This window comes from Pacificibacter marinus (assembly GCF_018860665.1).
Taxonomy (GTDB): domain Bacteria; phylum Pseudomonadota; class Alphaproteobacteria; order Rhodobacterales; family Rhodobacteraceae; genus Celeribacter; species Celeribacter marinus_A.
The window spans coordinates 259,910-285,107 of record NZ_JAHKPK010000055.1 but is presented as its reverse complement, the minus strand read 5'-3'; the positions used below and the strand labels follow the sequence as shown (position 1 = coordinate 285,107).

The following is a 25,198-nucleotide window of genomic DNA, read 5'->3' as shown; positions in this document are numbered from 1 at the left end:
TCGGTGGTTCGATTCCGCCCCTGGGCACCATTTAAATACCTCATACATAATGATTTTATCAAAGTTCACAGATGGTCTAAGTTTGAAGCCCCCAACGTTGGGCGACATTTCAATCTTGCTACAATCACGCTGTATTCAACTATCTTCATCGCATTCGATTTTCTTTGACGTATCACCGCCAAATTCACGCGCTATTAGAGTTTTGATCAGACATGTTTTTGATGTCACGGTTATGGCGTCGCGCGACTGCGAAAGACCGCGTACGATCCCATTGTCGGCATTCTGAGCCTTTTCAGAAACCGAGATACTGCCGCCGCGGACAGCATATCAGGCATGACACCCTGTGTTCGGCACGCCCGCGTATTGAGTGAGGCGCGCCGAAAGCTGGGTCACGTTTGCAAGTAGACCATGTGGGTCTGTGTAAATTCTAACAGACCATGCTTGCCATCAGCCCCGCCGATCCCCGATTTACGCACACCTGCGTGATAGCCTTGCATCGCTTCAAAGTTGTTACGGTTGATGTAGGTTTCGCCAAACTTCAACTCATTTGCAGCCCGCATCGCATTGCCAATATCATTTGTATAGATCGACGACGTCAGGCCGTATTCGCTGTCATTTGCGCGCGCGATGGCCTCGTCCATGCCGCTGACGACATTGACAGGCAACACGGGGCCAAAGACCTCTTTTTGCATAATTTCAGCGTCTTGCGCGACACCTGAGATCACCGTCGGCTGATAATAATTGCCTGTTGGCGTGTCAGCAATTTCGCCCCCCGTGGTGATCGTGCCACCTGCGACTTTGGCGCGGTCCACCATACCCGCAACTTTATCAAGACCCGCCTTGTTGATCATCGGACCATAGTCAACAGTGCGATCTTGCATCGGGTCACCAAACTTGGTCTCGGCCATAGCCTTGGTGAGCTTGGACACGAATTCATCTTCTGCGGCGGCTTCAACATAGACGCGTTCAGCGCAGTTGCACACTTGGCCAGAATTGATCACACGCGATGCGACGATGGCTGCAACCGCTTTATCCATATCCGCATCCGCCATCACAATGGCTGGCGCCTTGCCCCCCAGTTCCAAATTAACCTTGGTGATATTGTTCGCCGCAGCGCGCATGATCCGTGACCCTGTGCCAACGGACCCCGTGAAGGTCAAAAGCCCAACGTCAGGATTGTCGCATAGGGCTGCCCCCGTTGATCCCCCTGCCCCATAGATAAAATTCGCGACACCTTTGGGCAAATCTGTCTCATTCATCAGCTTGACGAACAGGGCCGCGTTGTTTGGGGTTTCTTCCGACGGTTTGATGACAATGGTATTGCCCGTCAACAGTGCTGGCGCCAATTTGCGCGCGATCAAGAAAAACGGAAAGTTCCAAGGCAAGATGCCGCCCACAACCCCAATGGCTTGGCGAAACATAAAGATGTTTTCGCCGCGATTGTCAGATGGCAGGATTTCGCCCTCCAGACGTCGCGCCCATTCAGCGGTGTAATCCATGTAGTCGGCGGTAAAATTGACCTCGACTTGGGCCAAGCCCATTGTTTTGCCTTGCTCTTGCACAATCGTCTCAGCAAGCAGTGGCACGTTTTCGCGTAGCTTTTGCGCGATGGCCCGCAAGTGCCCTGCACGCTCAATCGCGGGCGTTGCTTCCCATGCACGTTGCGCCGCCTTGGCAGCATCCACGGCCTCGCCAACGATGCCGCTCTGCGTGTCTGGAATTTCAGACAGTGTCTCACCCGTCGCAGGGTTCAGAACGGGGATCCAGCCGCCATCATTTGAATCGATAAAAGTGCCATTGATGTAGTTTTGGTGACGTAAAGCCATGGCGACCTCTCCTTTTTATTCAATTTCCGATTTAAAAACTGTTCATTTTAAAGCGCAATCAGAGCCGTATCCTTTGGGCCATTCCTCACCCGCCCTGAATGGCTTGACCGTTTGGAGCGAAAAACAGACATTTATTGGGGTTGATACTCAAGGGGGCTGTCGCGCCTTTGGCCAATGGCAGGCGTTCTACAACCGACAGATTGATGATATTGTCGCCAACACGGACCTCCAAAATCGTCCGTTCGCCCGTACATTCCATCGCCTCTACCCCCCCTTCGGCGTTGGCCGTTTGCGCATCGTGAGCAATTGAAATGTCTTCAGGACGAATGCCCATCGTCACCGGACCCGCGGCCCAAGTGTTCGGCTGTAAAGGCACCCGAAGACCATCCGCCACAAACGCGCTTTGCGCACCAGACTTGATTTCCCCTTTGACCAAATTGATCGGCGGCGATCCCACGAAAGCGGCGACAAAGGTGCTGCTAGGGTGATCATAAAGGTCGAGCGGCGGACCGAATTGTTCGATTTTGCCAGCATTCATCAACATGATCCGATCCGCCATTGTCATGGCCTCGATTTGATCGTGGGTCACATAGATCGCGGTGGTGCCAAGTTCTTGCTGCAACGTGCGAATATCAGAACGCATTTGCACCCGTAATTTGGCGTCAAGATTGGACAGGGGTTCGTCAAACAAGAACACCTTGGGATCGCGCACAATAGCCCGCCCCATCGCGACCCTTTGACGTTGCCCGCCCGACAGGTCCTTTGGTTTACGTTGCAGATAATCACCCAAGTTGAGCATATCTGCTGCACGGCTCAGGTGTTTCTTTTGTTCTGCATCCGACATGCCGGCCAGTTCAAGCGGAAAACAGATGTTCTTTTCCACAGTCATATGCGGGTAGAGCGCGTAGCTTTGAAATACCATGGCGATATCGCGATCCCGCGGCGACAGATCATTAACGACCTTGCCGCCAATTTCCACTTCGCCGGATGTGATGTCTTCCAACCCTGCGATCATGCGCAGCAGGGTCGATTTCCCACAGCCGCTTTCGCCTAAAATCGCCACGAATTCTCCTTCATGGATCGAGGCATTTAGGCCATGCAGAACTGGGAACTCTCCGTAAGATTTTCGAACGTTCCTTAAAGTGACAAACGACATGTTTTCTCCTTGCAGTGTCTTTTGGATGTTTTAACGAGGGCGACCTCAGTTAAAATCCAAGTCTGGTGTACGCCTCTTGGGGCGCCGCATTTTTTTGCATTTGGTCTTTGATCTGGGCCGCAAGTCGCGCCTCTAAATCAGCGTCTTGCAGGGGGGACAGCTGGCCTGAATCTGTGGCCAAATCGAACAGAACACTGTTGCAATCGGCCATGCCACCCGGCCCATGCGAATTGAACCAATGGGAATTTTCATGCACAGGGACGCGCAATACGGGATAACCGTTGGCATAATTTAAATCTTCGCAAAATGTCGCTTGCTGCAACTCTTCTTTAGAAAAAGGCGCCAGCATATGCGCGGGCATCAACGTGTATTCATTGAGGTTCGTCGCCGACATATTTTCGGGATAACGCATATAGGTGTAACGCCCATCCGTGATGTTCACAGCCCCACCAAAATAGCCGTAGATGATGACATCGCGCAGTTTTTCTTGCGGATTTTTCAGGGTCGGCAAGATGGATCGAGCGGTTGAGTCGATGTCGCAAGGTTGCTCGAAACAATCAAGCAATGTTGGCATAATATCGATGGTCTGCGTCAGATTTGCGCGGCGAGTGCCCGCCTGATCCACATGATCGGGATGATGCACAAACAATGGAATGTGCGCGACTTCATTGTAGCAGGGCATCCGGTTTTTCGCCCACCATTCATGTTCGCCAAGCAAGAAACCGTGATCTGTGGTCGCGATCAAAATCGTATCGTCCCACATGTTTAAAGCGTCCATCTTGTCCAGCAATCGACCAAGTTGGGCATCACAATGTGCAATCAAGGCTTTGTAATTGTTCCGCAACAGCTCGTTTTCCGGCAAGCCGTCGATATAGCGATCATAATGCGGCCAATCGAAAATCGGCTCTTTGTCGGTTTGAAATTCAGCGCGGTAACCGGGGGGGGCCAAGAAGGGTTCATGCGGGTCAAAGGTTTCGATCTGCAACACCCAATTGTCGGCTTTCGACTGATCATCAAGAAACCGCTCAGCGTCGTCAAAACATTGAGTGGATGAAAAATCTTCTTCCGTTTCAATGCGTTCACGATTGGCCATGTTTTGCATTTGCAAAGACCCTGTCGTGAAATTGTGTTGCTTTTCATGGTACTGGCTTTTCCATTTCTCGATCGGCGCATCAAGCGTAGGCACCCATTTGTCGCCTTCTTGTCCGCGCAAAAAATCATAGGAATCATAGCGTGTGTGGTAATTGCCAGCGCCGTCTTCAAAGTAATGATAATGGTCGGTGATCAGGTGCGAATAGACGCCCTTGTCGCGCAGGGTTTCGAACACGGATGTGTCAAACGGCTCAAGCGGCCCCCAGCTGCGGTGCAGAAAGCTCAAACGCCCTGTGTGAATATCACGGCGCGCAGGCATGCAGGGCAGGCTACCGACATAATGATTGTCATAGGTCACGGATCTTTGCGCCAAACGATCGAAATTCGGTGTGGCAATTTCGGTGCCGCCATAACATTGCAAGGCATGGCGATTGAGGGAATCAAAGATGAGTAAAATGGCACGCATAAAGGTATTCCCCTAAGTGGTCTGCGGTTTGGTGAGGCTGATCGAAAGATGGTACTGTCGCTTTTGCGCGGGTTGCAGGACGATCATGTCGCCTGTGTCGCGCGCGTCTTGCCGTGTGCGCCCGCCTGCTGTGCAAGGCTCGACCCCGATGCCATAAATGCCGGAACTTTGCATGCGCAACAGTTGGCAATATGGTAGCTGATCGGACGGGTATTCGAACAGAATACCATGATTGGTGGATCTGTTATCGACACGCACCTGCGCCGTCACGGCCTCATGTTTGAAAACCGAAATCAGGTTTTGCGCCTCTCGATCAGGCGCGACAAAAGGCGCCAACGCATCATGAGGCGCGGAATGCCAAATGGGAGCGCTATCGCCCATATTCAATTCCGTGCCAGACGCGACCAAAGGAAACCCAAGGTTGAAATGATACAAAAGCATATGCGTTGCAGCCACAGTACCGATATTGCGCACTTCGTCATGGACGGTGATTTTGCGTGACCCCACAGCGGTCTCGATACGTCTGCGCAACCGCAATGTGGTGCCAAAACTGATTGCTTGCACGCATTCGATCTCGCAAAAAACATACGGCGTCTCGACATCATCATTCAGCCCATAACCGCGGATCACGCTGGGTTGAAACGCGCCTTTGCCATGCAGTGGAAAGCATTGCTGCGCCAGCTCCTCAGGCAGATCAGATAGGGCACTGTCCTGATCGGGCTGACGGATATGATCAAACCCGCAGGTGTTCAAAAACCCGCCATAACCACGCAAGAACCCTTGGCCAGCATCGCCGTCAGCATCCATAAGCCACGGGGACCGCAGCCCCCCAGCAGCATGCCACGACAGGGTTTGCCCATCACAAGCAAGCCGCCCAATATCACCGCAGCGATCCACGATGACATCAAAGTCAAGCCCTCCGCCTGAGCGCACTTCGATCACGCGCATGCCCCGTTCGGCACCGTCTTCCAAGGTCACAAGGCGCGCTCCGGCAAAGGTACTCATCCCCGCACTCACCTCGTGCAACCTATCCGGATCATGGCCTGCGATTGCAAAGGTCATTTCACTGCCCCTGCGGTCAGGCCACGCACGATGAACCGTTGCCCGAACAACAGCACCAGCAAAGCAGGCACGGCTGACAGAACCGAAGCCGCTGCCATTTGCGTGTATTTGATTTCTTCCTCTTGTGCGTATTTGGCGATGGCCACAGGCACAGTGCCCGTATCATTGTTGGTCAAGGCCAATGCGACGGGGAATTCGTTCCAACTGAACACGAAAATCAAAATCCCTGTCGCCATCAATCCGGGCATCATCAGCGGTGTCACGACGCGGCGGACCAGCGTTACAAACGAAGCCCCATCCACATAGGCGGCATCTTCCAATTCACGTGGAATTTCGCGGAAGAACGAAGCCAACAACCACAACGCCATCGGCAAATGCAGCGTCGTATGGGCAAGGATCAAAGCGATATAGTCGTTGTTCAACCCGACTGAGCGCGCCAAATCATACCAAGCACTGGCAAGAGTCACTGACGGGATCAGGTTAAAGGCCATCGACCAGATCAAAAAGATATTCACAACATAGGTGGGCCAGCGCATGCGGAATAAGGAATAGCCTGCGAAGAAGGCGATCACGACAACCAGGGACGTGCTGATCGATGTGACGACAACACTGTTGGTAAAATTCTGCAAATAGTCAGATGTGCGGTCGAACAGCACCTCGTCGTAGTTCATCAAAGTCGGAGTAAAAGCGACATCGCCCATCAACAGAGAAATCTGCGTCTTAAACGATGACATCGCGATATAGACAAAAGGCGCAAGAGTGGTGAACACGGCCAAGACCAAAAAGCCGATCAGATAAGTTGTCGTGCGCTTGTAACGCTTGGAAACAGCATGGTTCATTGTGACAACCCTTTGCTTTTGTTGGCATTCAAGGCGATTACGATGATGACTGAGACGACAAATATGATCGACACTGATAAAGCCGAGCCATAGCCTGCGTTATCTTGCAAAAAATACCTTTGAAAGATTGTAAAGCTGACCACTTCGGTCGAAGTCCCCGGCCCCCCTCCTGTCAGTAAAAATACTTCGTCAAAGATTTTGGACGCCATGACAGCACGGAACAAAAAGGTCATGAAAATAGCAGGATACAACAGCGGCAACGTCACTTTACGGAACTCTTGCCATGCGGTCGCGCCATCGATTTTAGCCGCTTCAGAAACATCGCGCGGCAAGGATTCTACAGCCGCCAGCAGCAACAAAAACGCAAATGGCATCCAGTGCCAGACGTCAACAACGATCACGGCAGCCAACGCGGTGCTTGGGGAACCGAGCCAATCATGCCCCGACAAGCCGATGGAGTTCAAAACCAGATTGAATATCCCAAATTCGGAATTGTACATCAGCCGCCAAATCGCGCCGATCACGATACCGGGGATCAAAAGCGGTAGGATAATCAGCGCGCGAAACGGGCGGCTTCTATCACCCACTGACGAACAGGCCAGCGCCAAAGCAAGACCGATCACAACCTGCGCTGTCGTCGCCACCAAAACAACAATGATCGTGTTGAATACGCCTGCTTTGAACAGAGGGTCGTCGCCGATGGCCACGTAATTATCAACGCCCACCCAGTCCATTTGCTTGGTGCCACCAAGCCATGAAACCTCATGGAAACTGACAATAAAAAGATTGATAACCGGCAGCAAAGCGAGAAACGCAAAGATCAACACCGCAGGGGTCAGGGATAGAACTTTCCCGAGGGAATTATGATGGGCCATGGGGTAACGGCTGCTCCGTGAAAAAGAAATGGAATGATATATTGCAAGGTTTTCCTCGCATCAGGTGACACACCACTGAATGGGTAAAAGAGTATCGACCATCTTAGTCGAACGAGAGGGGCGCAGCACGGTGCACCGCGCCCCTCAAGCAGTGATGAAACGTTATTTCAGATCAGGAAGGCGTCCCGTTTCATACCCTGCATCTGCGAGGATTTTCTCTAGATCAGCAGCCATAGAATTGAGGGCCTCCACGACTGAAATTTCGCCTGCTACGGCGCGGTTCAAGCCAAGTTCCATAACAGCGGCCAGTTCGGCGCCCTCCGGAATGGTCCACATGCCTTTAGCCAAAGGAGACGCCACACGCATCGCTTGCATGTAACGGTTCTCTGGAAGCTCTGCGAAGTCAGATTCATAAGCTGCAGCGGACACAGGTGCGCCACCAAGCTCAGCGTAATGAACTTGGGTCTCGGGCTGCTGGAACCAATCAAGAAAGGCCAATGCCGCCTCTTTGTTGGCGTCTGGAATGTTTTTCGGAATGCCCCCTAGCCAGTGACCAAGTGCTGGAGTGGATGGATTTCCGGCCTCAGATGGCAATGTCGCATAGCCGATTTTACCAACGACAGCTGATTTATTTGGATCATCCATTTGCGCCCAAGCCGCAGCCGGAAGAACCGTATGCGCAAGTTTGCCTGTCACCAAAAGCTGGATCAAATCGCCCTGCGTCAAGTTCGCTGAGTTCTCGGGGCCTAATTCTGTGGCCAAATCAACATAGGTCTGAAGCGCCGCGCGGCCCTCTTCGCTGTTGATCGTTACAAAATAATCGCCGCCATCGGAATCGCGGAAGTAAGACCCGCCAAACCCTTGGATATAGGGGAAGAAATCCCAAGTGATCGATACAGTCGCCCGACCAGCGCGCTGCGCAATGCCATACATTTTGTCGGTTTTCAAAGCGCGTGCATGTGCGGCAAGCTCTTCAAAGGTTGTTGGGGCTGACCAACCGTTTTTCTCGTACAGATCAGCGCGATAGAACAGCAGCGTTATGTTCGGGTTCACTGGCACAGTCAGCAAATCGCCGGCGTCCTTGCCGATGGATTTTGTCTCGGCGTTGAACCAAGGCGTGCCGCCATATTCATAGACTTGCGCATCAAGATCGAACTCAGGATCGATGTTTTTCAATGGTTCCAAGAAACCACCGTGGTACATTTCCGGGTAAAAAATACCGTTGATGATCAACAGATCATATTCGCTTTCACTCGAGCGCACGGCGTTGCGTTGTTTTTCAAGGCTGCCCGCATAAGGGTTCACATCAAGAGTGACCTCATTTCCGGTTTCCTCTTTATAAAGATCAGCGACAGCCGCAAAGCCTTCAAGCCATGGCGATTGGTTGATCACCACATTGACAGGCACTTGCGTCTCGGCCGTCAGTGCAGTTGCACCCAGCAGCGACACCAGCATCGCAGCGCCGCCGATTTTTGAAAGAGACCTAAAAGTCCCTTGTTTGAATTGAATCATCACACGTCCTCCTCCACGGGTAATTTCGTAAAGGGTCACATGTCCCACCCCACAAAACAATCTTCTTTTCTTTTGACTAATGAAACTTTTGGGAATACCTAAAAAGGACACGAAATGAGGATATAATGGCAAACCCCCGTCAATACGCACATTTCATTGCTGTCTTGGAACAAGGCACCTTACTGGGGGCTGCGCAAATGGTGAATCTTAGCCAGCCTGCGCTGTCAAAAAGCATATTAACCTTAGAGGATGAGTACGGCGTTAAACTGTTTGATCGTCACCCCAGAGGGTTGATGCCCACGGTTTACGGCCAAGCTCTGGAACATCACGCACGGCGTATTTTGTTCGATATTGACCAATCCAAACATGATTTGACCGCGCTTGAAGCAGGCTCCAGTGGGCGGGTGCGCATCGGTGTGGGTCAAGCGCTTATCAAGTTTGTTGAGGATGCTTTGGTCGAGCTGGAAACCGATTTTCCCGACGCCAACCACACTGTGATCACCAGCTATGCCGAAGGCCTGCGGCTGGCATTGCAAGAAAACCGCGTCGATGTTGTTTTGGGCATGGTCAATCGCTTGGTCGAGGACGAAGAATTTGTCACCACGATTGTCGCGAATGATCACATCGTGGGCTTATGCCACCAGTCCCATCCTCTGGCGGGGCAAGAGGTGTCACTGGAACAGTTACGTGGTCAAGACTGGGTCGTCCCTGAACGCGGTGAGGTTGTGCGATCCGCGCTTGAGGCCTTTTATTTGCTCAACCGTGAACCCCTGCCTCGTTTTAAAGTCGTGACGAATATCCCCGATGTAGTGGGACGTTTTGTGCGCGATTTCAATCTGCTAAGCCTGTCCCCCTCGGGTAGTTTTTATGAATTTCAAAACTTTGGCGTTGCCTCGTTCGAAATCAAAAACTTTCAATTCGAGCGTCAAATCGGCCTTGTTCGACGTGCCGGCGTCGCCATTAATCCTTTGTCAGCGGCCTTTGAAAAGCTCTTACGCAAGACACTCAAAGACGCATTTGAGCATCCTGTTGCCCCGACACGGCTTCAGCCATGAGAGCCCCTGAGCGCGCCGCAAAGATTACTCAGGCTCGCCCGGACGCGTGACCTTGTCGCGCCGCAAAGGCTGCAAAATCATCCGATCAATCCACAGCTCGCGACGGGTGCGAAACAGCTCGATCCCGATCAGCATATCATCATGGCCCGCCTTGGGTTGCGCGATGTATGTTCCCAAAAGCCGATCCCACCACGGCACGTTAAAGCCGTAATTGCTGTTGGTCTCGATTGGAATGATCGAATGGTGAACGCGGTGCATGTCAGGCGTGACAATGATCAACCGCAACACAGCATCGACATGTTTCGGCAATTGAATGTTTGAGTGATTGAACAAAGCACTGGCGTTGAGCACCACTTCGAAAATCAACACCGCGATGGCAGCTGGGCCCAGTAGTAAGACCAACACCAGTTTAAACGCCATCGACAGCACGATTTCGAGCGGGTGAAAGCGCAAGCCGGTGGTGACATCAATCTCGATATCGGCATGGTGCATCCTGTGCAGCCGCCACAGCACCGGCACATGGTGAAACAGCACATGCTGCACATAAATCGCGAAATCCAACAGAACCACTGCGATCAACACTTCAAGCCAGCTTGGCAAGTCAATCACATTGAACAGCCCCCAGCCTTTGGTCTGCAATGTCAGGGCAAGCCCCACGGCGGCCAGCGGAAACAGCAATCGCACGGCAATGCTATCGATCACGATCAAAGCCAGATTGTTGGACCAGCGCAGCAAACGCGGCACTTCCACACGTCTGCGCGGAGACCAGACTTCCCAAACCGCCATGACAAGCAGCACCGTCAAAAACACAGACATGCGCGTCGCGGGCTCGTGGCTTAACAAAAACTCTGTCATGTGAACTGCCTCAATTGGTTTTGATCTCTTCGCCCTAATCTATGCCCTGATGTGTCACAACGATAGACCACAGTGCCTTGACCACGCCTTCGTGAACACAAGGCCTACGGCAGGCCTCATAAAAAACGCCGCGCAAGAACATGCGCGGCGCCTCATTCTGAGCGACCAAAGCGTCGTGTTGTATGCCTATTTCTTTTTCATCGCATCAAGCAATGCTGCGCCAAAGGCCCCCGTGCTGGCTGCGGGCGCGTTGGTTTTGGGCCTTGGACTTGCCGATGTTTTGCCCTGATACCCGCGCGCATTCCCTTTGGTTTGCCCATTAGAAGGCCCACCACGTCCCTGTCCAGCACTCGATTTTGCGCCGCCGGAATTGCCGCCATCCTGCGCGCCTCCGCCGTCTTTGCGCATGGTCAAGGCGATGCGTTTGCGCGGTGCGTCCACTTCGGTCACCCGCACTTTCACCACATCGCCCGCCTTGACCACCTCATGCGGGTCTTTAACAAACCTATCCGCCAACTGACTGATATGCACCAATCCGTCTTGGTGAACGCCAACGTCAACGAAAGCCCCAAAGGCCGCGACATTCGTCACTGTGCCTTCTAACAACATACCAGGTTTCAGGTCTTTGATCTCGTTCACACCATCGGCGAAAGTCGCCGTGACAAAACTTGGACGCGGGTCACGACCCGGTTTTTCCAGCTCGCCCAAAATATCGCGCACCGTTGGCAGGCCAAATTTATCGTCCACGAAATCTTCGGCGCGCAGACCTTTGAGCGCCTCTGGCTGGCCCATGATGGCACGAATATCACGACCGCAAGCCGACACGATTTTGCGCGCCACGCCATAGGCCTCGGGGTGAACAGATGAGGCATCAAGCGGCTCGGTGCCGCCAGTGACGCGCAAGAACCCAGCGGCTTGCTCAAACGCTTTTGGGCCAAGCCCTGCGACTTTCAACAAGGCTTTGCGCGAGGCAAAGGCCCCATTGGCATCGCGGTGATCCACAATGTTTTGCGCAATCGATGGGCCGAGGCCAGCCACATGTGACAAGAGCGCGGATGAGGCCATGTTCAAATCAACGCCAACGCCGTTCACCGCATCCTCGACCACGGCCTCTAAGGCCTGCGCAAGTTTGCGTTGATCTACGTCATGTTGATATTGCCCGACCCCAATCGCCTCGGGCGATATTTTCACCAGCTCCGCCAAAGGGTCTTGCAAACGCCGCGCGATAGAAACCGCCCCACGCAAAGACACGTCCAAATCAGGGAATTCTTTTGCGGCCAGTTCCGAGGCTGAATAAACAGATGCACCAGCCTCAGAGACGATCACCTTGGTCGGCGCTTTCACACCCCGCGGCAGGTTTTTAAGCGTATCCGCCACCAAGCGATCTGTTTCACGACTGCCCGTGCCATTGCCGATGGCGATCAGATCCACATCATGCGCTTGCACCAATCGTAAGATCGCTGCCTCGGACCCGCGCAGATCGTTTTTGGGCTGGAACGGATAAATAGTCTCTGTCGCCAAAACCTTGCCTGTGGCATCGACGACGGCAATTTTGCACCCTGTGCGAATGCCCGGATCAAGCCCCAAGGTGGCACGGGGACCAGCAGGCGCAGCCAAAAGCAAGTCTTTCAAATTGCGGGCAAACACATCGATGGCGTCTTGGTGGGCACGACGCATCAAATCGCCCAAAAGTTCTGTGTACATGGTCATACCAAGCTTTAAACGCCACGTCCAAGAGGCCACTGTGCGCAGCCATGCGTCGCCTTTACCACTGCCAGTGATGCCAATTTCCGCCTCGATCATCGCGATGACACGCGGTAGGCCCTCGTCCACATCAGGAGCGATATCGACGGTCAAAATGTCTTCTTTTGAGGCTCGTAAAATTGCCAGAGCGCGGTGTGACGCGATCTGGGACCACTTTTCTTTGTGATCGAAGTAATCCGAAAACTTAGCTCCTTTGTCTTGCATTCCATCTTTGACATGCGCAGATATCACCGCCTCGCGGCGCATGAAATCACGCAAGCGTCCGATCAAACCAGCGCGCTCTGACAGCTCTTCGGTGCAGATGTCGCGCGCGCCGTTCAGCGCGTCTTTTGTGGTTTCGACTGCCTCAGTCAAATATGCTGCGGCCAAGACCTCTGGATCAGCATTACGATCCGCCAAAATCGCACGCAGCAAAGGCTCTAACCCGTTTTCACGCGCAATCATCGCACGGGTGCGGCGTTTGGGTTTGAACGGCAGATAGATGTCCTCAAGTGCTGCTTTGGTGTCGGCATTGGCAATGGATTTAGACAGTTCTGGCGTTAGCTTACCTTGCTCATCAATCGAAGACACAATAGCGCTGCGGCGCTTTTCCAACTCGCGCAGGTACGTCAGACGTTCTGCCAAATTGCGCAATTGCGTGTCGTCCAAGCCCCCCGTGACCTCTTTTCGATACCGCGCGATGAACGGCACCGTTGCACCGCCGTCAAGCAATTCAGCAGCAGAGGCCACCTGCGTGGCGGCTGCCCCGATTTCAGTTGCGATGATACGGGCGATACGCTGCGCTGTTTGGTCCAAACCTAGTCTCCTCATGACGCTGGATCATTGTGATAACGGGCTGACACCAGCGGGCCAAGCAGAATTTTCGAGCTATCCACAGGCAATTCTGCGTGGCGGAAATACTGCGCTTGCTGGCAATGCAGATCGTACCTGCTTAACCTCTTTGCCCTATATGATAAATTCTGCCAAACTATGCCCTAACGGCGACAGATAGATCGCGTCAGCTGGCATCAGCGACAAGAGGATACAAGGCAGTGACCGAGATCACGAACAATACAATGATACTTGCAGTGGACCTTGATGGAACATTACTCAATTCTGATATGCTGCTGGAAACCTTTTGGAATGCGGCATCTAAAGACTGGGGCTCTGCCATCGGCGCGGTTCGATCTTTGAGTAAGGGCAAAGCCGCGCTAAAAGCGGAATTGACGGAGGCCAGTGACGTCGACGTGACCACCCTGCCCTATAATTCGGACGTTTTGGATTATATTGCGTCTTGGAAAGCCGACGGCGGCAAAGTTGCTTTGGTCACAGCCACGAATCAAAGTCTTGCGGATCAGATTGCGCGTCATTTGGGGGTGTTTGATGCGGTGCATGGATCAAGCGACACCACCAACCTAAAAGGGCCGAACAAGGCATCGTTTTTGGTCGAGACCTATGGCGCTGATGGCTTTGCCTATATGGGCGACACCGACGCGGATCTACCGGTTTGGCAAGCTGCAACCAAGATCGTGACCGTGAATGCCCCCAAAGCCTTGCGCATCAAAGCCGAGGCTTTGGACAAAGATATCACCCATTTGGGCCAAGACGCGCCCGACATCAAACCCTATATCAAAGCCCTACGCCCGCATCAGTGGGTGAAAAATGTGCTTGTGTTCGTACCAATTTTTTTGGCGCATCAATTGGATATGGTGACGCTTTTTTGGGGGGTCATAGCCTTTATCGCCTTCAGCCTGACGGCCTCTTCCGTTTATGTGATCAATGACTTACTAGATCTGGCCGCTGATCGCGCACATCCGCGCAAATGCAAACGCCCTTTCGCGGCAGGCACGGTTCCTATCCGCCATGGCACAGGCATGGCCGCGGGATTACTGGCCGCTGGCGCAGTACTGTCGCTGCTGGTCGGGCCTGTGTTTTTGCTGGTTTTGGCGCTCTATTTTGCGGCCACCACAGGGTATTCATTCTATTTCAAACGCCGCATGGTGATCGATATCTGTGTTTTATCAGGACTTTACACGATGCGTATCATAGCAGGCGGTGTCGCCGCCGGGGTGGTCATTTCAGTGTGGCTTTTGGCGTTTTCAGTGTTCTTTTTCTTTGCCTTGGCCGCGATCAAGCGCCAAGCAGAACTGGTGGATAATGCGAAAGCCGGCAAACTGGCCCCATCAGGGCGCGGATACCGCGTTGACGATTTGGCCATCGTGTCGCAAATGTCAATCGCCTCTGGCTATGTCTCAGTTATGGTTCTGGCACTCTACATCAATTCGCCATCAGTGTCGTTGTTATACACAAATCCACAGGTCCTCTGGGGCATCTGTTTGGTGCTGCTGTTCTGGATTTCATGGATCGCAATGGTCACTCATCGTGGAGAAATGCATGACGATCCCATCGTTTATGCCGTCAAAGATCGCATCAGCCGTGTCTGTGGTTTTTTGATCATCGGCTTTGTTGCGCTCGCTTCTATGGCAGTTTAATTCGGGCTGATCGTGCTGGACGACAAAATTACGATGACACATCTGCAAAAAGGTATGACATCTTGCTTGACGCCCCATCGCCTTTGAAATAATCACACAGGAACAGAGCGGGCGTTGTGTAATGGTAAGACCTCAGCCTTCCAAGCTGATGACACGGGTTCGATTCCCGTCGCCCGCTCCAAGTACTCCCTGACATTCTATTTTTACAGACCTTTCGCGGGATCACTGCCTTTGACGATTGCTACAGGCTAACGCGAGAACTGCTTGCGGGCGATGTCGATTTTGGCCTCCATCATCGACATCTCTTTCATGATTTCCATACGCCGCGTGCGGTCGCCTGTCTCGGCCAGCTCCGCTCGCATATCCGCCAGTTCACGTGCCAAAATCACAAACTCAGGCGCGCCGCCGTGGTCACGTACCACGCGCGAAAACAGAATATTCTCAGGGTCATCACAGGGCGCAAGCGGCTTGCCCATGCCCTCAAGATTGTCAAAGGCACCATCGGCTTGAGCGGCGGCGATTTTGGCTTCAATCAGGTCTTCGAGAGGGTGTTTCATTGTCTTTGTCCATACAAAAAGCCCCCACAGTGTAGCGGGGGCTTTGTTTGGTTTCTAGACGCAAATCAGGTGCGTTTATTTCACAGTGATACGACCATCAGTGTAGGGCGTGAATGGTGCTTTTTCAGCAAGGTATTCGGCCAAGACATCCGCAAGATCAGGTCCGAAATCGTAAGCATTGCTTGCATCTTCAAACATCGCATAGCCGTCACCGCCATTGCGCACATAGTTGTTGGTCACGGCACCGTAGGTTTTTGTCAAATCAATCGGCACACCGCCGACCATAACGTCGGAAATCCGAGCGCCCACTTCTGCGGCGGGATCAACGGTGAATGTCATACCAGCGACCTGTGGGAAACGCCCTGCGCCTTCGTCCATTTTGGACACACCATTTTCAAGTGCTGCAACCATCGCCTCGCCGGACACATGGAATGTAGACAAGGTGTTCTGGAACGGAAGAACCGTAAGCACATCCCCCATAGACACATCCCCAGCAGGAATGGACGCACGCAAACCGCCACCATTTTGGATCGCAATTTCAATGCCTTGTCCTTTAACCCGCTCAAGCATGGCATCTGCTACAAGCGAGCCCATCGCACATTCTACAGCACGGCACACATCACGACTGCCGTCGATGATATCAGTTGAAGATGACACGATTTTCGCTTTTAGGCCCTCGATCGGTCCAGCAAGCTCTGCCACGCGAGCTTTGATTTCAGCATCTTCTGCGACGGAAGCATCCAAAAGAATTGTATCGCCGGTTGCTGAGATAACCTTGCCAGCGTCATCAAAGGTCAACACCAGATGACCAACATATTTAGAGAAGGCATAGGCTTGCACCACAGGCACATCGCCGATCATCTCAGGGTATGGATAGGCCGCATTTTCGTCGGTGTTTGAGAACAATGTATGTGAGTGACCACTGACCACAGCATCAAGACCAGTGACCGCAGCTGCGATTTCGAAGTCTTTCTTAGCGCCAACGTGATTCAAAGCGATGATTTTGGTCACACCAGCTTCGGTCAGCGCGTCTACATCATGTTGCAGGCTTTCAATCTCGTCAGAGAAAATCACTGCATCAGAGGGGCTAGATGTTTCAGGCGTATCTGACGCAAGGGCAGACACCAAACCGATTTTTTCGCCACCCACCTCAAGAACCAGATGGTTAGACAGCTTTCCAGCCAAAAGGTTGGAGGAGGACACATCCAAGTTGCCCGAAATCACTGGGAAGGATACACCCTCGATCAATTTCAACAGACCCGCATCGCCATCATCGAATTCGTGGTTGCCGACCGCCATAGCGTCGAAACCGATTTTATTCATGAACTCGATTTCAACATCGCCCTTATAGGTCGCGTACATCAACGAGCCTTGGTATTGATCACCAGAATCGACAACAATGACATTTTCGCCAGCGAGCTGTTCGCGCAATTCAGCGATCTTTGTGGCGACACGTGCGACACCGCCAAAACAATTGCCTTCGACGTTATCTTCTTCACTACAGGTGTTGTCATATTTGCTGATGGGCTCGATACGGCTGTGCAAATCATTGATATGGATCACATTCAGCGTAAAATCCGCATAGGCGGCACTGGTGGACAACGCGATGGTCGCAGATGTTGTGAGGATTTTTTTGAGCATAAAACTGCCCCCCTAGTTGTTTGATTCCTTAACCTGCGGCATCTCTGACCGTTGAGTCAAAGATTCCGTTGCGCAAAGCTGTGCCACAGCCAAGCAACGCCTATATGACAGGCAGGTTTTTATGGTTTCACAACGCCATAAGCCAAAACCCGAGCAAGATCAGTCCCTTTAACATCCAAACGATTGGTCAAAAGATGATGCCAGGCCGTTGCAATAATTGTGTCCGCAGTCAGCCTGCAGTCCACTGTCTCGCTCAACTCTCCGCGCCCTTTAGCGCGCTCGAAAATGGTCATCCAATCATTGATGCGCTCACCGCGATATAGGGCCAATGCCTCAGCCACGTCCAAATCGCTTTGTGCCTCGGCGATGATCAATGCAAAAACACGCCCCGCATCACCCCGCCAAAATTCGAACACATATTCAAAAAATGCAGCTATGTCGGTTTCTATGCGCCCCGTATCTGCATGGACATGCGCCCCCTTTATACGGGCATAGATCCCAAGCAAAAGCGCCCCCCGCGTTGGCCACCACCGATAAATTGTGGCCTTCCCTGCCTTTGCCTCTCTCGCGATAGCATCCATAGATAAGCCTTTGCCCCCTTTGGTCAACAAAATCTTAAGGGCTGCATCCAAGATTGCGGCCTCTGTGTTTGGATTTTTACGAGCACCGATAGAGCGGCGCTGCTGCGTTTCACTTTTTCTGTGTTGATCCATTGTCCACCTTTAGCCTCGCGCTCGCTTTTCCCTTTACCTAACGAGACGAATCGTTCACATAAACGAGACGCTTCGTTCCATTAAAGGTTTCTCATGACAACGGCTCCTCGTAAACCCTCCCGCTTTCGTCTCTCTTGCTTTATTTTTGTCTTCGTCTACCCCCTCGTCACACTGGTGCTCTACACCTTAATGACCGTCACCCAAGACTGGAGCATCTGGCAACGTAACTTGATTATGGTTCCCATTATTGTCATCGCTATGGTCTATGGCATCATTCCGTTTATCCAAAGATCTCTCAGCCGCTGGCTCTAATTTTCATTGACGGTCCCGCTGCGCGCTGGCATCACGCGGTCATGTTGATTTATAAAATATTCCGCGCCGATGAATGGGCCGCATTGCAAACAGCAGGCGAAACCGCTGGCGCGCCGGTGGATTTGGCCGATGGCTTTGTGCATTTCTCGACCGCAGATCAAGCTGTCGAGACGGCAAAAAAATGGTTTGCGGGCACTCAAGGCCTTGTCCTTTTGGCCTGCAATACGGACGGCATGACAGATGATTTGAAATGGGAACCCTCACGCGGGGGGGCACTGTTTCCACATTTGTACCGCACTTTGCGCCTTGATGATGTGGTCTGGTCAAAACCTTTGCCTGTCAATGGCGACACACATATCTTTCCAAAGGAAATGCTATGAGCCTTCCAGAACAACTTGGCCTAAAAGTCCTGCGCAAAATCGATCCTGAAAAAGCACATCACTTTGCGTTGACAGCTTTGCGCGCAGGCTTGGCGCCACTACCGGGCCCTGTGACATCCTCGCGTCTTAAAACCAGCTTTGCAGGCATCGAAATGCCCAATCCGATCGGATTGGCCGCAGGATTTGACAAAAATGCCGAAGCCGTCGCACAACTGTCGCGCTCAGGCTTTGGATTTATCGAAGTGGGGGCCGCAACACCGCGCCCGCAATCTGGCAACGCGAAACCCCGTTTGTTTCGCCTGACAGAAGACCGCGCCGTGATCAATCGCTTCGGGTTCAATAATGAGGGGATGGAGGCCATCGCCAGCCGCCTTGCCCGCTGCCGTCTGTCCAACAATCACTCGGATGTTCCTGTTGGTCTCAATTTAGGGGCCAACAAAGACAGTGCAGATCGCGCCGCAGATTTCGCGCAGGTCTTGGCCCATTGTGGCAATTTCGTTGACTTCGCGACCGTCAATGTCTCGTCCCCCAACACCGAAAAACTGCGTGATTTGCAAGGCCCAGAGGCGCTGCAAGCGCTGCTCGCGGGCGTTATGGATGCGCGCAAAGGTCTTGATCACGAGGTGCCAGTGTTCCTCAAAATCGCACCTGATCTAGATACAAGCGAGATTGCAGAAATCGCCGAGGTCGCCAAAACATCCGGCATCGATGGCGTGATCGCGACCAACACCACGCTGTCGCGCGAAGGTTTGAAAAGTGCTCATAAAAGCGAGATGGGCGGACTTTCGGGCGCGCCATTGTTTGAAAAGTCCACAAAAGTGTTGGCGCAACTGTCGAATATTTTGCGTGACGATGTGCCTTTGATTGGCGTCGGCGGAGTATCGTCTGCCTTGGATGCCTATACAAAAATTTGTGCAGGCGCGTCCTTGGTCCAGCTGTATTCCGCGATGGTCTATTCAGGGCTGTCGCTCGCGCCCAAGGTTGCTCGTGGTTTGGATGACTTGTTGAAAGCCGATGGGTTTGGAAATGTGTCTGACGCTGTAGGGACAAAACGCGGTGACTGGCTGTAACGTCGCAGTGCTCAAATAACACCTAAAATGCGAAGCGCTTAACGCTCCGCATCCTGTTCCAGCGCAGGGTATTTCCACGCCAAAGTCAACCCACGCGCCAGATAACTGATCAGCAACGCCGCCCAAAGCCCATGCGCACCAAACAGTGGCGTCAGTGCATAGACGGCCCCAAGGTAGACGATCAGGCTGAGCGCGCTCATGTTACGCATATCGCGGGTGCGGGTCGCACCAATAAAAATGCCATCCAACATCCATGCGCCAATGCCAGCGACGGGCACCGCAATCATCCATGGCAGGAACCTGCGCGCCTCAACTTGCACATCGGGTGCGGTGGTCATTGTATCGATGATCGCGCCCCCGAAGACCGCAAATACGACAGTCATGACGACAGAAACTCCAAGGCCCCACATGGATGATAAGATCGCGCCTTGTCGCAGCGCGCTGCGCGATCGTGCTCCCAAGGCTTGGCCTACAATCACCTCAGCGGTAAAAGCAAACCCATCCATTGCGAATGCCGTGATCGAAATGAACTGCATCAAAATATGGTTGGCAGCCAAGGTCAAGTCGCCAAAGCCCGCGCCAAAAAAGGCAAAGCTCACCATGATGGACAAAAGCAGGATAGACCGGATCATAATGTCGGTGTTTACGCGCGCCATATTGGTCATGCGCGCCACGTCAAACACTTTGACCCACGACTTCCAATCGGGATGTTTCAACGCCGAACGACATAGGTATAGACCAAACATAGCCCCCGTGATTTCTGCAATAACGGTGGCGATGGCGACACCCTGCACCCCCCAACCAAGCCCCAAGACAAACCACAAATCCAACGCGATATTAAGTCCGTTCATCCACAGTTGCAGCATCAAAACCGAACGGCTGCGCTCTGACGCGATCAGCCAGCCGGTAAAGCCGAAAATCGCAATTGCAAAGGGTGCTGACCAAATACGAATGGCGATGTAGTCACGCGCAAGTGTTTCCACCTCGGCAGATGCAGGGGCCAATTGAAACGCGGCCCATAGGATCGGGATTTGAAAGACGATCAACATAAGGCCAGCCGAAAAGGCGATCATCAGAACCCGCGACAACAATGCAGAGACTTCGCCCGAATCCCCTGCCCCACGGGCCTGCGCCACAAGCCCCGTCGTGCCCATACGCAAAAATCCAAACAGCCAAAAGATCGACGACAATATCACCGAGCCAATGGCCACTGCGCCAATCGGCGCAGCCTCGCCCAATTGCCCGACCACGCCCGTATCGACAGCACCAAGAATCGGCACGGTTGCATTGGACAAAACAATCGGAACAGCGATGGCCAACACACGTTTATGGGTCAGCGCTCCCACGGCGGCGACGGAATGGTCAGACATGATCAGGCATCATGAAATGTCCCGTCGCCATCGCAAAGGGGCGATCAACATTGTCTTGCCAGGCTTGGACATGAACAGATGAAAACCGACGCCCTGCGCGGGTGATCTTTGCGCGGGCATAGGCATCACGCGGTAGCCCCGAGCGCAAATAATCCACTGTGATGTCAATGGTTTTTGGCAAGGTCGGTACGGATTCGACCGCACCGCCGGCCTCGACCAGTGGCCAAATGACGGACCAACTGAGCACAACCTGCGCCGTTATTTCCAGAAACGCGGCCGTGGCCCCGCCATGAAGGGCCTGTAGCGCAGGATTACCAACAAGATCGGCGCGAAACGGCAAAACCGTGGTCAGCTCATCACCATGTCGTTCGAATTCAACCCCAAGATAGGCCGCATAGGGCACACGCGCTTTGAGCGCCTCAAGCGCAGAATTGCGTCGGGTTTTGATGACCTGTACGGGTTCTGGCGTGGCGCGGGTCATGTTGCACGCTCCACTGCAAAAGTGCCTGTAGCCGTCGCCACGGGGGTCTTGGACGTTCCATCATGCGCAGTTGCGCGTACAAAGGCGACAGAACCGGTCATATGAAAACACTCAGCAATAGCCACAATCGTGGTTTTGGGCACGGCTGCACGCATATAATCAATTCGCAGATCAATGGTGGCGGTGGCGACACCCGCGTCAGGATGCGCCATCACGGCGGCACCGCAGCAGGTGTCCATCAAAGCTGAGACCGCCCCCCCATGAATGACACCTGTTTCAAGATCGCCGATCAAGGCCTCATCGTAAGGTAAATGAATTTCGGCATCCGCAGTTCCGATGCGCGTGAGCGACAGCCCCAGTGCGTGAGCATGGGGCAATGCGGAAATAAACTGCGCGGCAATATCTGTGCGGTTTTGTATCATGTGAACCAATTCGATTTTTTTTGATATCTATTGATATTGTGACGCGAGCCTGCATCGCAATGACTTAGGCTGCACAGCATATATGACCTTACGTAAATCAATACTCCAGACGATACTATGACAGATGCATAGAGTGCGCGGCAGTCATGGTATGTTTCGGTCAAAAATTGCCGAACCACATTGCATGAAGGATCAGGAAGGTTTAGATTTAGGGTAAGGAGAATTCGAGTATGCCAAACGCGCGCCTCACATTCAAAGAGATGTGTTCACAGTTTGATGTGACGCCACGCACTTTGCGTTATTACGAATACATCGAATTGCTATCGCCCGAAAAAGAGGGCCGCACCCGATTTTACACATCGCGCGAATTGGCTCGGATGAAGTTGATTTTACGCGGGCGAAAATATGGGTTTTCACTGGAAGAAATACGCCAGTGGCTTTTGATCTACAACGAAGAAGGCACGGCCGCGCAATCTGACGCCTTTGTCGCATTGGCGGATCGCCAGCTGACTGAATTGCAACGTCAACACTCTGAAATCGAAACTGCGATATCAGAGCTTGGTCAATTGCGCCAAGATATGATCAACAAGCGCTAAACAACGCTGGGCAGTTTATTCTTGGCTGGCAGATATCCAACGCTCACCTGAAACGACGCAACGTCGTTGCCAATTGAACAGCCGTTTTAACCCTTTTCAGCCTCGCAGTTGCGGCCAAATTTTGCGTTATAATTGTAGCAAGTCTGATGTCAGCCAAATCGCTTTGATCGTCAGATATTCAATAAAACAGGTCAAATTGAGCATTTATCTCAAACCGCTTTTGGAACTTAGCGGGGAATAATATTTCGCGTGCCCTGCGCGGAATGAGTCGAATGTTTTACCATTCGGGAAGTGACGCCACGTTACGTTTACATCCGTGACGACGAAGCTTGTAGTGTTGAGCAAGAGAACTACTTCGCTTCAAACCACAGCACAGACTTAACCAAGTCACTGCACATGAACTGGAGCGATATGACAATGACAAACGAGGTGATGACCATACGCCAGATGTGCGATGCATATGATGTGACGCCGCGCACCTTGCGATTTTATGAAGCAAAAGAACTTTTGTTCCCAATCCGAGAAGGCCAAAGACGCCTGTTCACAAGCAGAGATCGAGCACGTTTAAAGTTAATCTTACGCGGGAAACGTTTTGGGTTCGCCCTAGAACAAATTCGTCAACTTCTAGAGCTATACAGTGAAGAAGACGCCGGGCAGAGACAACTTATAGGCACGCTTAGCGCCTATAAAACGCGCAAGACCGAACTTGAACATCAAGTCGAGGACCTACAACAGGTTCTGGCCGAGTTGGATGAACAAATGGCTTGGATGCAAAACACGCTCGACAACACACGTATACGGGAAGAGGCAGAATAGGCTCTCCCGCCGCAATATCAGGGAGGCCGATATGCCCAACTACACAGCTCCGACCAAAGACATTCAATATGTCTTGCATGAAGTACTGGATATCTCAGGCGCGAATACGCCGGGATATAGCGATTTGGATGCAGAATTCACCGAAGCAATTTTGGACGCCGCAGGCGCTTTGGCCTCAGATGTGCTCGCGCCCTTAAATCGTGTCGGCGATACAGAAGGCTGCAAATTAGAAAACGGCGTCGTGACCACCCCAACGGGGTTTAAAGACGCATTCGCGCAAATCAAAGACGGCGGATGGCCGGGCTTGGACATGCCCGAAGACTTTGGCGGCCAAGGCCTACCCTATGTGATGGGTACAGCTGTGGGCGAATTGTTTTCAGCCGCGAACCAAGCCTTCACCATGTATCACGGCCTCACCCATGGTGCGGCCTCGGCGATCTTAGTGCATGGCACGGATGACCAAAAAGCGACCTATCTGCCCAAAATGGTATCCTGTGAATGGACCGGCACGATGAATCTGACCGAACCCCATTGCGGGACCGATTTGGGCCTGATGCGCACCAAAGCCGAGCCACAAGACGACGGGTCTTATAAGCTGTCGGGTCAAAAGATTTTCATCTCGTCGGGCGATCACGACATGTCGAGCAACGTCATTCACCTTGTGCTGGCCAAGGTCCCCGGTGGCCCTGAGGGCATCAAAGGCGTGTCGCTGTTCATCGTACCAAAATTCAACATCAACACGGACGGCAGCCTTGGCGATCACAACGGCGTCTCTGTGGGGTCGCTGGAAGAAAAAATGGGCATCCACGGCAATTCGACCTGTGTGATGAATTACGACGGTGCGACAGGGTATCTTTTGGGGGATATGAACAAAGGCATGCGTGCCATGTTCACCATGATGAACGAAGCGCGGATTGGCGTGGCGATGCAAGGGCTGGCCCAAGCTGAGGCCGCCTATCAAAACGCTGTCCTCTACGCCAAAGATCGCCTGCAAGGCCGTGCGGTCACAGGCGCGGAAAACCCAGATGGCCCTGCCGATCCTTTGATCGTCCACCCCGACATTCGCCGCAACCTGATGGATCAAAAATCCTTTATTGAGGGCGCGCGAGCGTTCATGCTATGGGGCGCGTCCTTGATTGATGCGGGCCACAAAGGCGGTGATGCAGACGCCGAAGGGTTGATTTCTCTGATGACCCCTGTGCTTAAAGGCTTTCTTACCGATAAAGGTTATGAGGCCACGGTGAATGCGCAGCAAGTCTTTGGCGGTCACGGCTATATCGAGGAATGGGGCATGTCCCAGTTCACCCGCGATGCGCGTATCGCGATGATCTATGAAGGGGCAAATGGCGTGCAAGCCTTGGATCTTGTGGGGCGTAAATTGGCCCAAGACGGCGGCAAACATGTGATGGCCTATTTCGATATGGTCAAAACGTTCTGCAAATCGGCCGATGCGCTTGAGATGCAAGAATTCACCACACCGCTCAAAGCCGCCTCAAAAGATCTGCAAGCTGCGGGTATGTACTTTATGCAAAACGGCATGAAAAACCCCAACGCGGCACTCTCTGGATCATATGATTTCATGCATCTGTTCGGCTATGTCTCGCTGGGTCTGATGTGGGGCCGCATGGCGCAAGCCTCATTGAAAGCCTTGGCAAACGGCACTGACGATCCTGAGTTCCATAAGAACAAACTGATCACAGCGCGCTATTACATGGCCCGCCAATTGCCGATGACGACAACACTGTTGAAACGCATTGAAAGTGGTGCCGATCCAGTCATGGCATTGTCTGCCGAAGCATTCTAAGCTGGCGCAACCCTGCGCAATTGGCCCTTTGCCCCATTGCGGGCGAAGGGCTTTTTTGTGCGC

The 25,198-nt window shown here is 52.8% G+C and carries 23 protein-coding genes and 1 tRNA gene; 9 read left to right on the top strand and 15 right to left on the bottom strand.

Annotation, left to right across the window (positions count from 1 at the left end; all coding sequences use genetic code 11):
- Positions 1–389: 389 nt before the first annotated feature.
- From aldA to KO497_RS15320, 7 genes are all read right to left on the bottom strand, one after another.
- Positions 390–1,826 (bottom strand): aldehyde dehydrogenase, encoded by a 1,437-nt coding sequence (gene aldA, locus KO497_RS15350; protein WP_215944819.1) that lies wholly within the window; start codon positions 1,824–1,826, stop codon positions 390–392.
- 85 nt (positions 1,827–1,911) lie between these two features.
- Complete coding sequence (locus tag KO497_RS15345; protein ID WP_215944818.1) at positions 1,912–2,982, bottom strand: ABC transporter ATP-binding protein; 1,071 nt, start codon at positions 2,980–2,982, stop codon at positions 1,912–1,914.
- Positions 2,983–3,031: 49 nt separating this feature from the next.
- Positions 3,032–4,540, bottom strand: coding sequence for a sulfatase (locus tag KO497_RS15340; protein WP_215944817.1), 1,509 nt, complete (start codon positions 4,538–4,540; stop codon positions 3,032–3,034).
- A gap of 12 nt (positions 4,541–4,552) precedes the next feature.
- Complete coding sequence (locus KO497_RS15335; RefSeq protein WP_215944816.1) at positions 4,553–5,602, bottom strand: DUF4432 family protein; 1,050 nt, start codon at positions 5,600–5,602, stop codon at positions 4,553–4,555.
- The gene (locus tag KO497_RS15330) at positions 5,599–6,441 is read right to left on the bottom strand and encodes a carbohydrate ABC transporter permease (protein ID WP_215944815.1); all 843 of its coding nucleotides are present in this window, start codon (positions 6,439–6,441) and stop codon (positions 5,599–5,601) included. The genes KO497_RS15335 and KO497_RS15330 overlap by 4 nt, the downstream gene beginning before the upstream one ends.
- A complete protein-coding gene (locus tag KO497_RS15325; protein ID WP_215944814.1) occupies positions 6,438–7,316 on the bottom strand; it encodes a carbohydrate ABC transporter permease in 879 nt (292 codons plus the stop codon). Before KO497_RS15325 ends, KO497_RS15330 begins: the two co-directional genes overlap by 4 nt.
- Positions 7,317–7,478: 162 nt before the next feature.
- Positions 7,479–8,828: an extracellular solute-binding protein gene (locus KO497_RS15320; protein WP_215944813.1), complete on the bottom strand. Its 1,350-nt coding sequence runs from the start codon at positions 8,826–8,828 to the stop codon at positions 7,479–7,481.
- Positions 8,829–8,953: 125 nt separating this feature from the next.
- Here KO497_RS15320 and KO497_RS15315 point away from each other — a divergent pair, with 125 nt between their 5' ends.
- Positions 8,954–9,883: a LysR family transcriptional regulator gene (locus KO497_RS15315; RefSeq protein ID WP_215944812.1), complete on the top strand. Its 930-nt coding sequence runs from the start codon at positions 8,954–8,956 to the stop codon at positions 9,881–9,883.
- Positions 9,884–9,907: 24 nt separating this feature from the next.
- Here the strand turns inward: KO497_RS15315 and KO497_RS15310 are convergent, their stop codons facing one another.
- Both KO497_RS15310 and KO497_RS15305 read right to left on the bottom strand, forming a co-directional pair.
- Positions 9,908–10,738 carry a sterol desaturase family protein gene (locus KO497_RS15310; protein ID WP_215944811.1) on the bottom strand — a complete coding sequence of 277 codons (831 nt, stop codon included), beginning with the start codon at positions 10,736–10,738 and terminating at the stop codon, positions 9,908–9,910.
- 186 nt (positions 10,739–10,924) lie between these two features.
- Positions 10,925–13,297, bottom strand: coding sequence for a Tex family protein (locus KO497_RS15305; protein WP_289846690.1), 2,373 nt, complete (start codon positions 13,295–13,297; stop codon positions 10,925–10,927).
- Positions 13,298–13,533: 236 nt separating this feature from the next.
- Here KO497_RS15305 and KO497_RS15300 point away from each other — a divergent pair, with 236 nt between their 5' ends.
- Together KO497_RS15300 and KO497_RS15295 are read left to right on the top strand one after the other, a co-directional pair.
- The gene (locus KO497_RS15300; protein WP_354668127.1) at positions 13,534–14,973 is read left to right on the top strand and encodes a UbiA family prenyltransferase; all 1,440 of its coding nucleotides are present in this window, start codon (positions 13,534–13,536) and stop codon (positions 14,971–14,973) included.
- Between the two features lie 107 nt (positions 14,974–15,080).
- Positions 15,081–15,154, top strand: a tRNA-Gly gene (locus KO497_RS15295).
- Between the two features lie 67 nt (positions 15,155–15,221).
- Here KO497_RS15295 and KO497_RS15290 read toward each other — a convergent pair.
- The 3 genes from KO497_RS15290 to KO497_RS15280 form a co-directional block, all read right to left on the bottom strand.
- A complete protein-coding gene (locus KO497_RS15290; protein WP_215944809.1) occupies positions 15,222–15,530 on the bottom strand; it encodes a DUF1992 domain-containing protein in 309 nt (102 codons plus the stop codon).
- A gap of 75 nt (positions 15,531–15,605) precedes the next feature.
- Positions 15,606–17,171 (bottom strand): bifunctional metallophosphatase/5'-nucleotidase, encoded by a 1,566-nt coding sequence (locus KO497_RS15285; protein ID WP_215944808.1) that lies wholly within the window; start codon positions 17,169–17,171, stop codon positions 15,606–15,608.
- 119 nt (positions 17,172–17,290) lie between these two features.
- Positions 17,291–17,884, bottom strand: coding sequence for a TetR/AcrR family transcriptional regulator (locus tag KO497_RS15280; protein WP_215944807.1), 594 nt, complete (start codon positions 17,882–17,884; stop codon positions 17,291–17,293).
- A gap of 93 nt (positions 17,885–17,977) precedes the next feature.
- Between KO497_RS15280 and KO497_RS15275 the strand changes: the two genes are divergently transcribed.
- The 3 genes from KO497_RS15275 to KO497_RS15265 are packed head-to-tail and all read left to right on the top strand — an operon-like array spanning position 17,978 to position 19,646.
- Complete coding sequence (locus KO497_RS15275; protein WP_215944806.1) at positions 17,978–18,196, top strand: hypothetical protein; 219 nt, start codon at positions 17,978–17,980, stop codon at positions 18,194–18,196.
- Between the two features lie 41 nt (positions 18,197–18,237).
- Positions 18,238–18,576, top strand: a complete 339-nt coding sequence (locus tag KO497_RS15270) for a DUF952 domain-containing protein (protein WP_215944805.1) — start codon at positions 18,238–18,240, stop codon at positions 18,574–18,576.
- On the top strand, positions 18,573–19,646 hold the full coding sequence (locus KO497_RS15265; protein WP_215944804.1) for a quinone-dependent dihydroorotate dehydrogenase: 1,074 nt from the start codon (positions 18,573–18,575) through the stop codon (positions 19,644–19,646). The genes KO497_RS15270 and KO497_RS15265 overlap by 4 nt, the downstream gene beginning before the upstream one ends.
- A gap of 38 nt (positions 19,647–19,684) precedes the next feature.
- On the opposite strand, the gene KO497_RS15260 is transcribed toward KO497_RS15265, so the two are convergent.
- From KO497_RS15260 to KO497_RS15250, 3 genes are read right to left on the bottom strand one after another with little or no spacing between them, the layout of a single operon-like run.
- Positions 19,685–21,016 (bottom strand): MATE family efflux transporter, encoded by a 1,332-nt coding sequence (locus KO497_RS15260; protein WP_215944803.1) that lies wholly within the window; start codon positions 21,014–21,016, stop codon positions 19,685–19,687.
- On the bottom strand, positions 21,009–21,497 hold the full coding sequence (locus KO497_RS15255) for a PaaI family thioesterase (protein ID WP_215944802.1): 489 nt from the start codon (positions 21,495–21,497) through the stop codon (positions 21,009–21,011). The genes KO497_RS15260 and KO497_RS15255 overlap by 8 nt, the downstream gene beginning before the upstream one ends.
- A complete protein-coding gene (locus tag KO497_RS15250) occupies positions 21,494–21,919 on the bottom strand; it encodes a PaaI family thioesterase (RefSeq protein WP_215944801.1) in 426 nt (141 codons plus the stop codon). The genes KO497_RS15255 and KO497_RS15250 overlap by 4 nt, the downstream gene beginning before the upstream one ends.
- Positions 21,920–22,149: 230 nt before the next feature.
- Between KO497_RS15250 and KO497_RS15245 the strand changes: the two genes are divergently transcribed.
- The 3 genes from KO497_RS15245 (at position 22,150) to KO497_RS15235 (ending at position 25,135) form a co-directional block, all read left to right on the top strand.
- Positions 22,150–22,515 carry a MerR family transcriptional regulator gene (locus KO497_RS15245; RefSeq protein WP_215944800.1) on the top strand — a complete coding sequence of 122 codons (366 nt, stop codon included), beginning with the start codon at positions 22,150–22,152 and terminating at the stop codon, positions 22,513–22,515.
- A 417-nt stretch (positions 22,516–22,932) separates the two neighbouring features.
- Entirely contained in the window at positions 22,933–23,331 is a 399-nt protein-coding gene (locus KO497_RS15240) for a MerR family transcriptional regulator (RefSeq protein ID WP_215944854.1), read from the top strand.
- A gap of 31 nt (positions 23,332–23,362) precedes the next feature.
- Positions 23,363–25,135, top strand: coding sequence for an acyl-CoA dehydrogenase C-terminal domain-containing protein (locus tag KO497_RS15235; protein WP_215944799.1), 1,773 nt, complete (start codon positions 23,363–23,365; stop codon positions 25,133–25,135).
- The last annotated feature ends 63 nt before the right edge of the window (positions 25,136–25,198 follow it).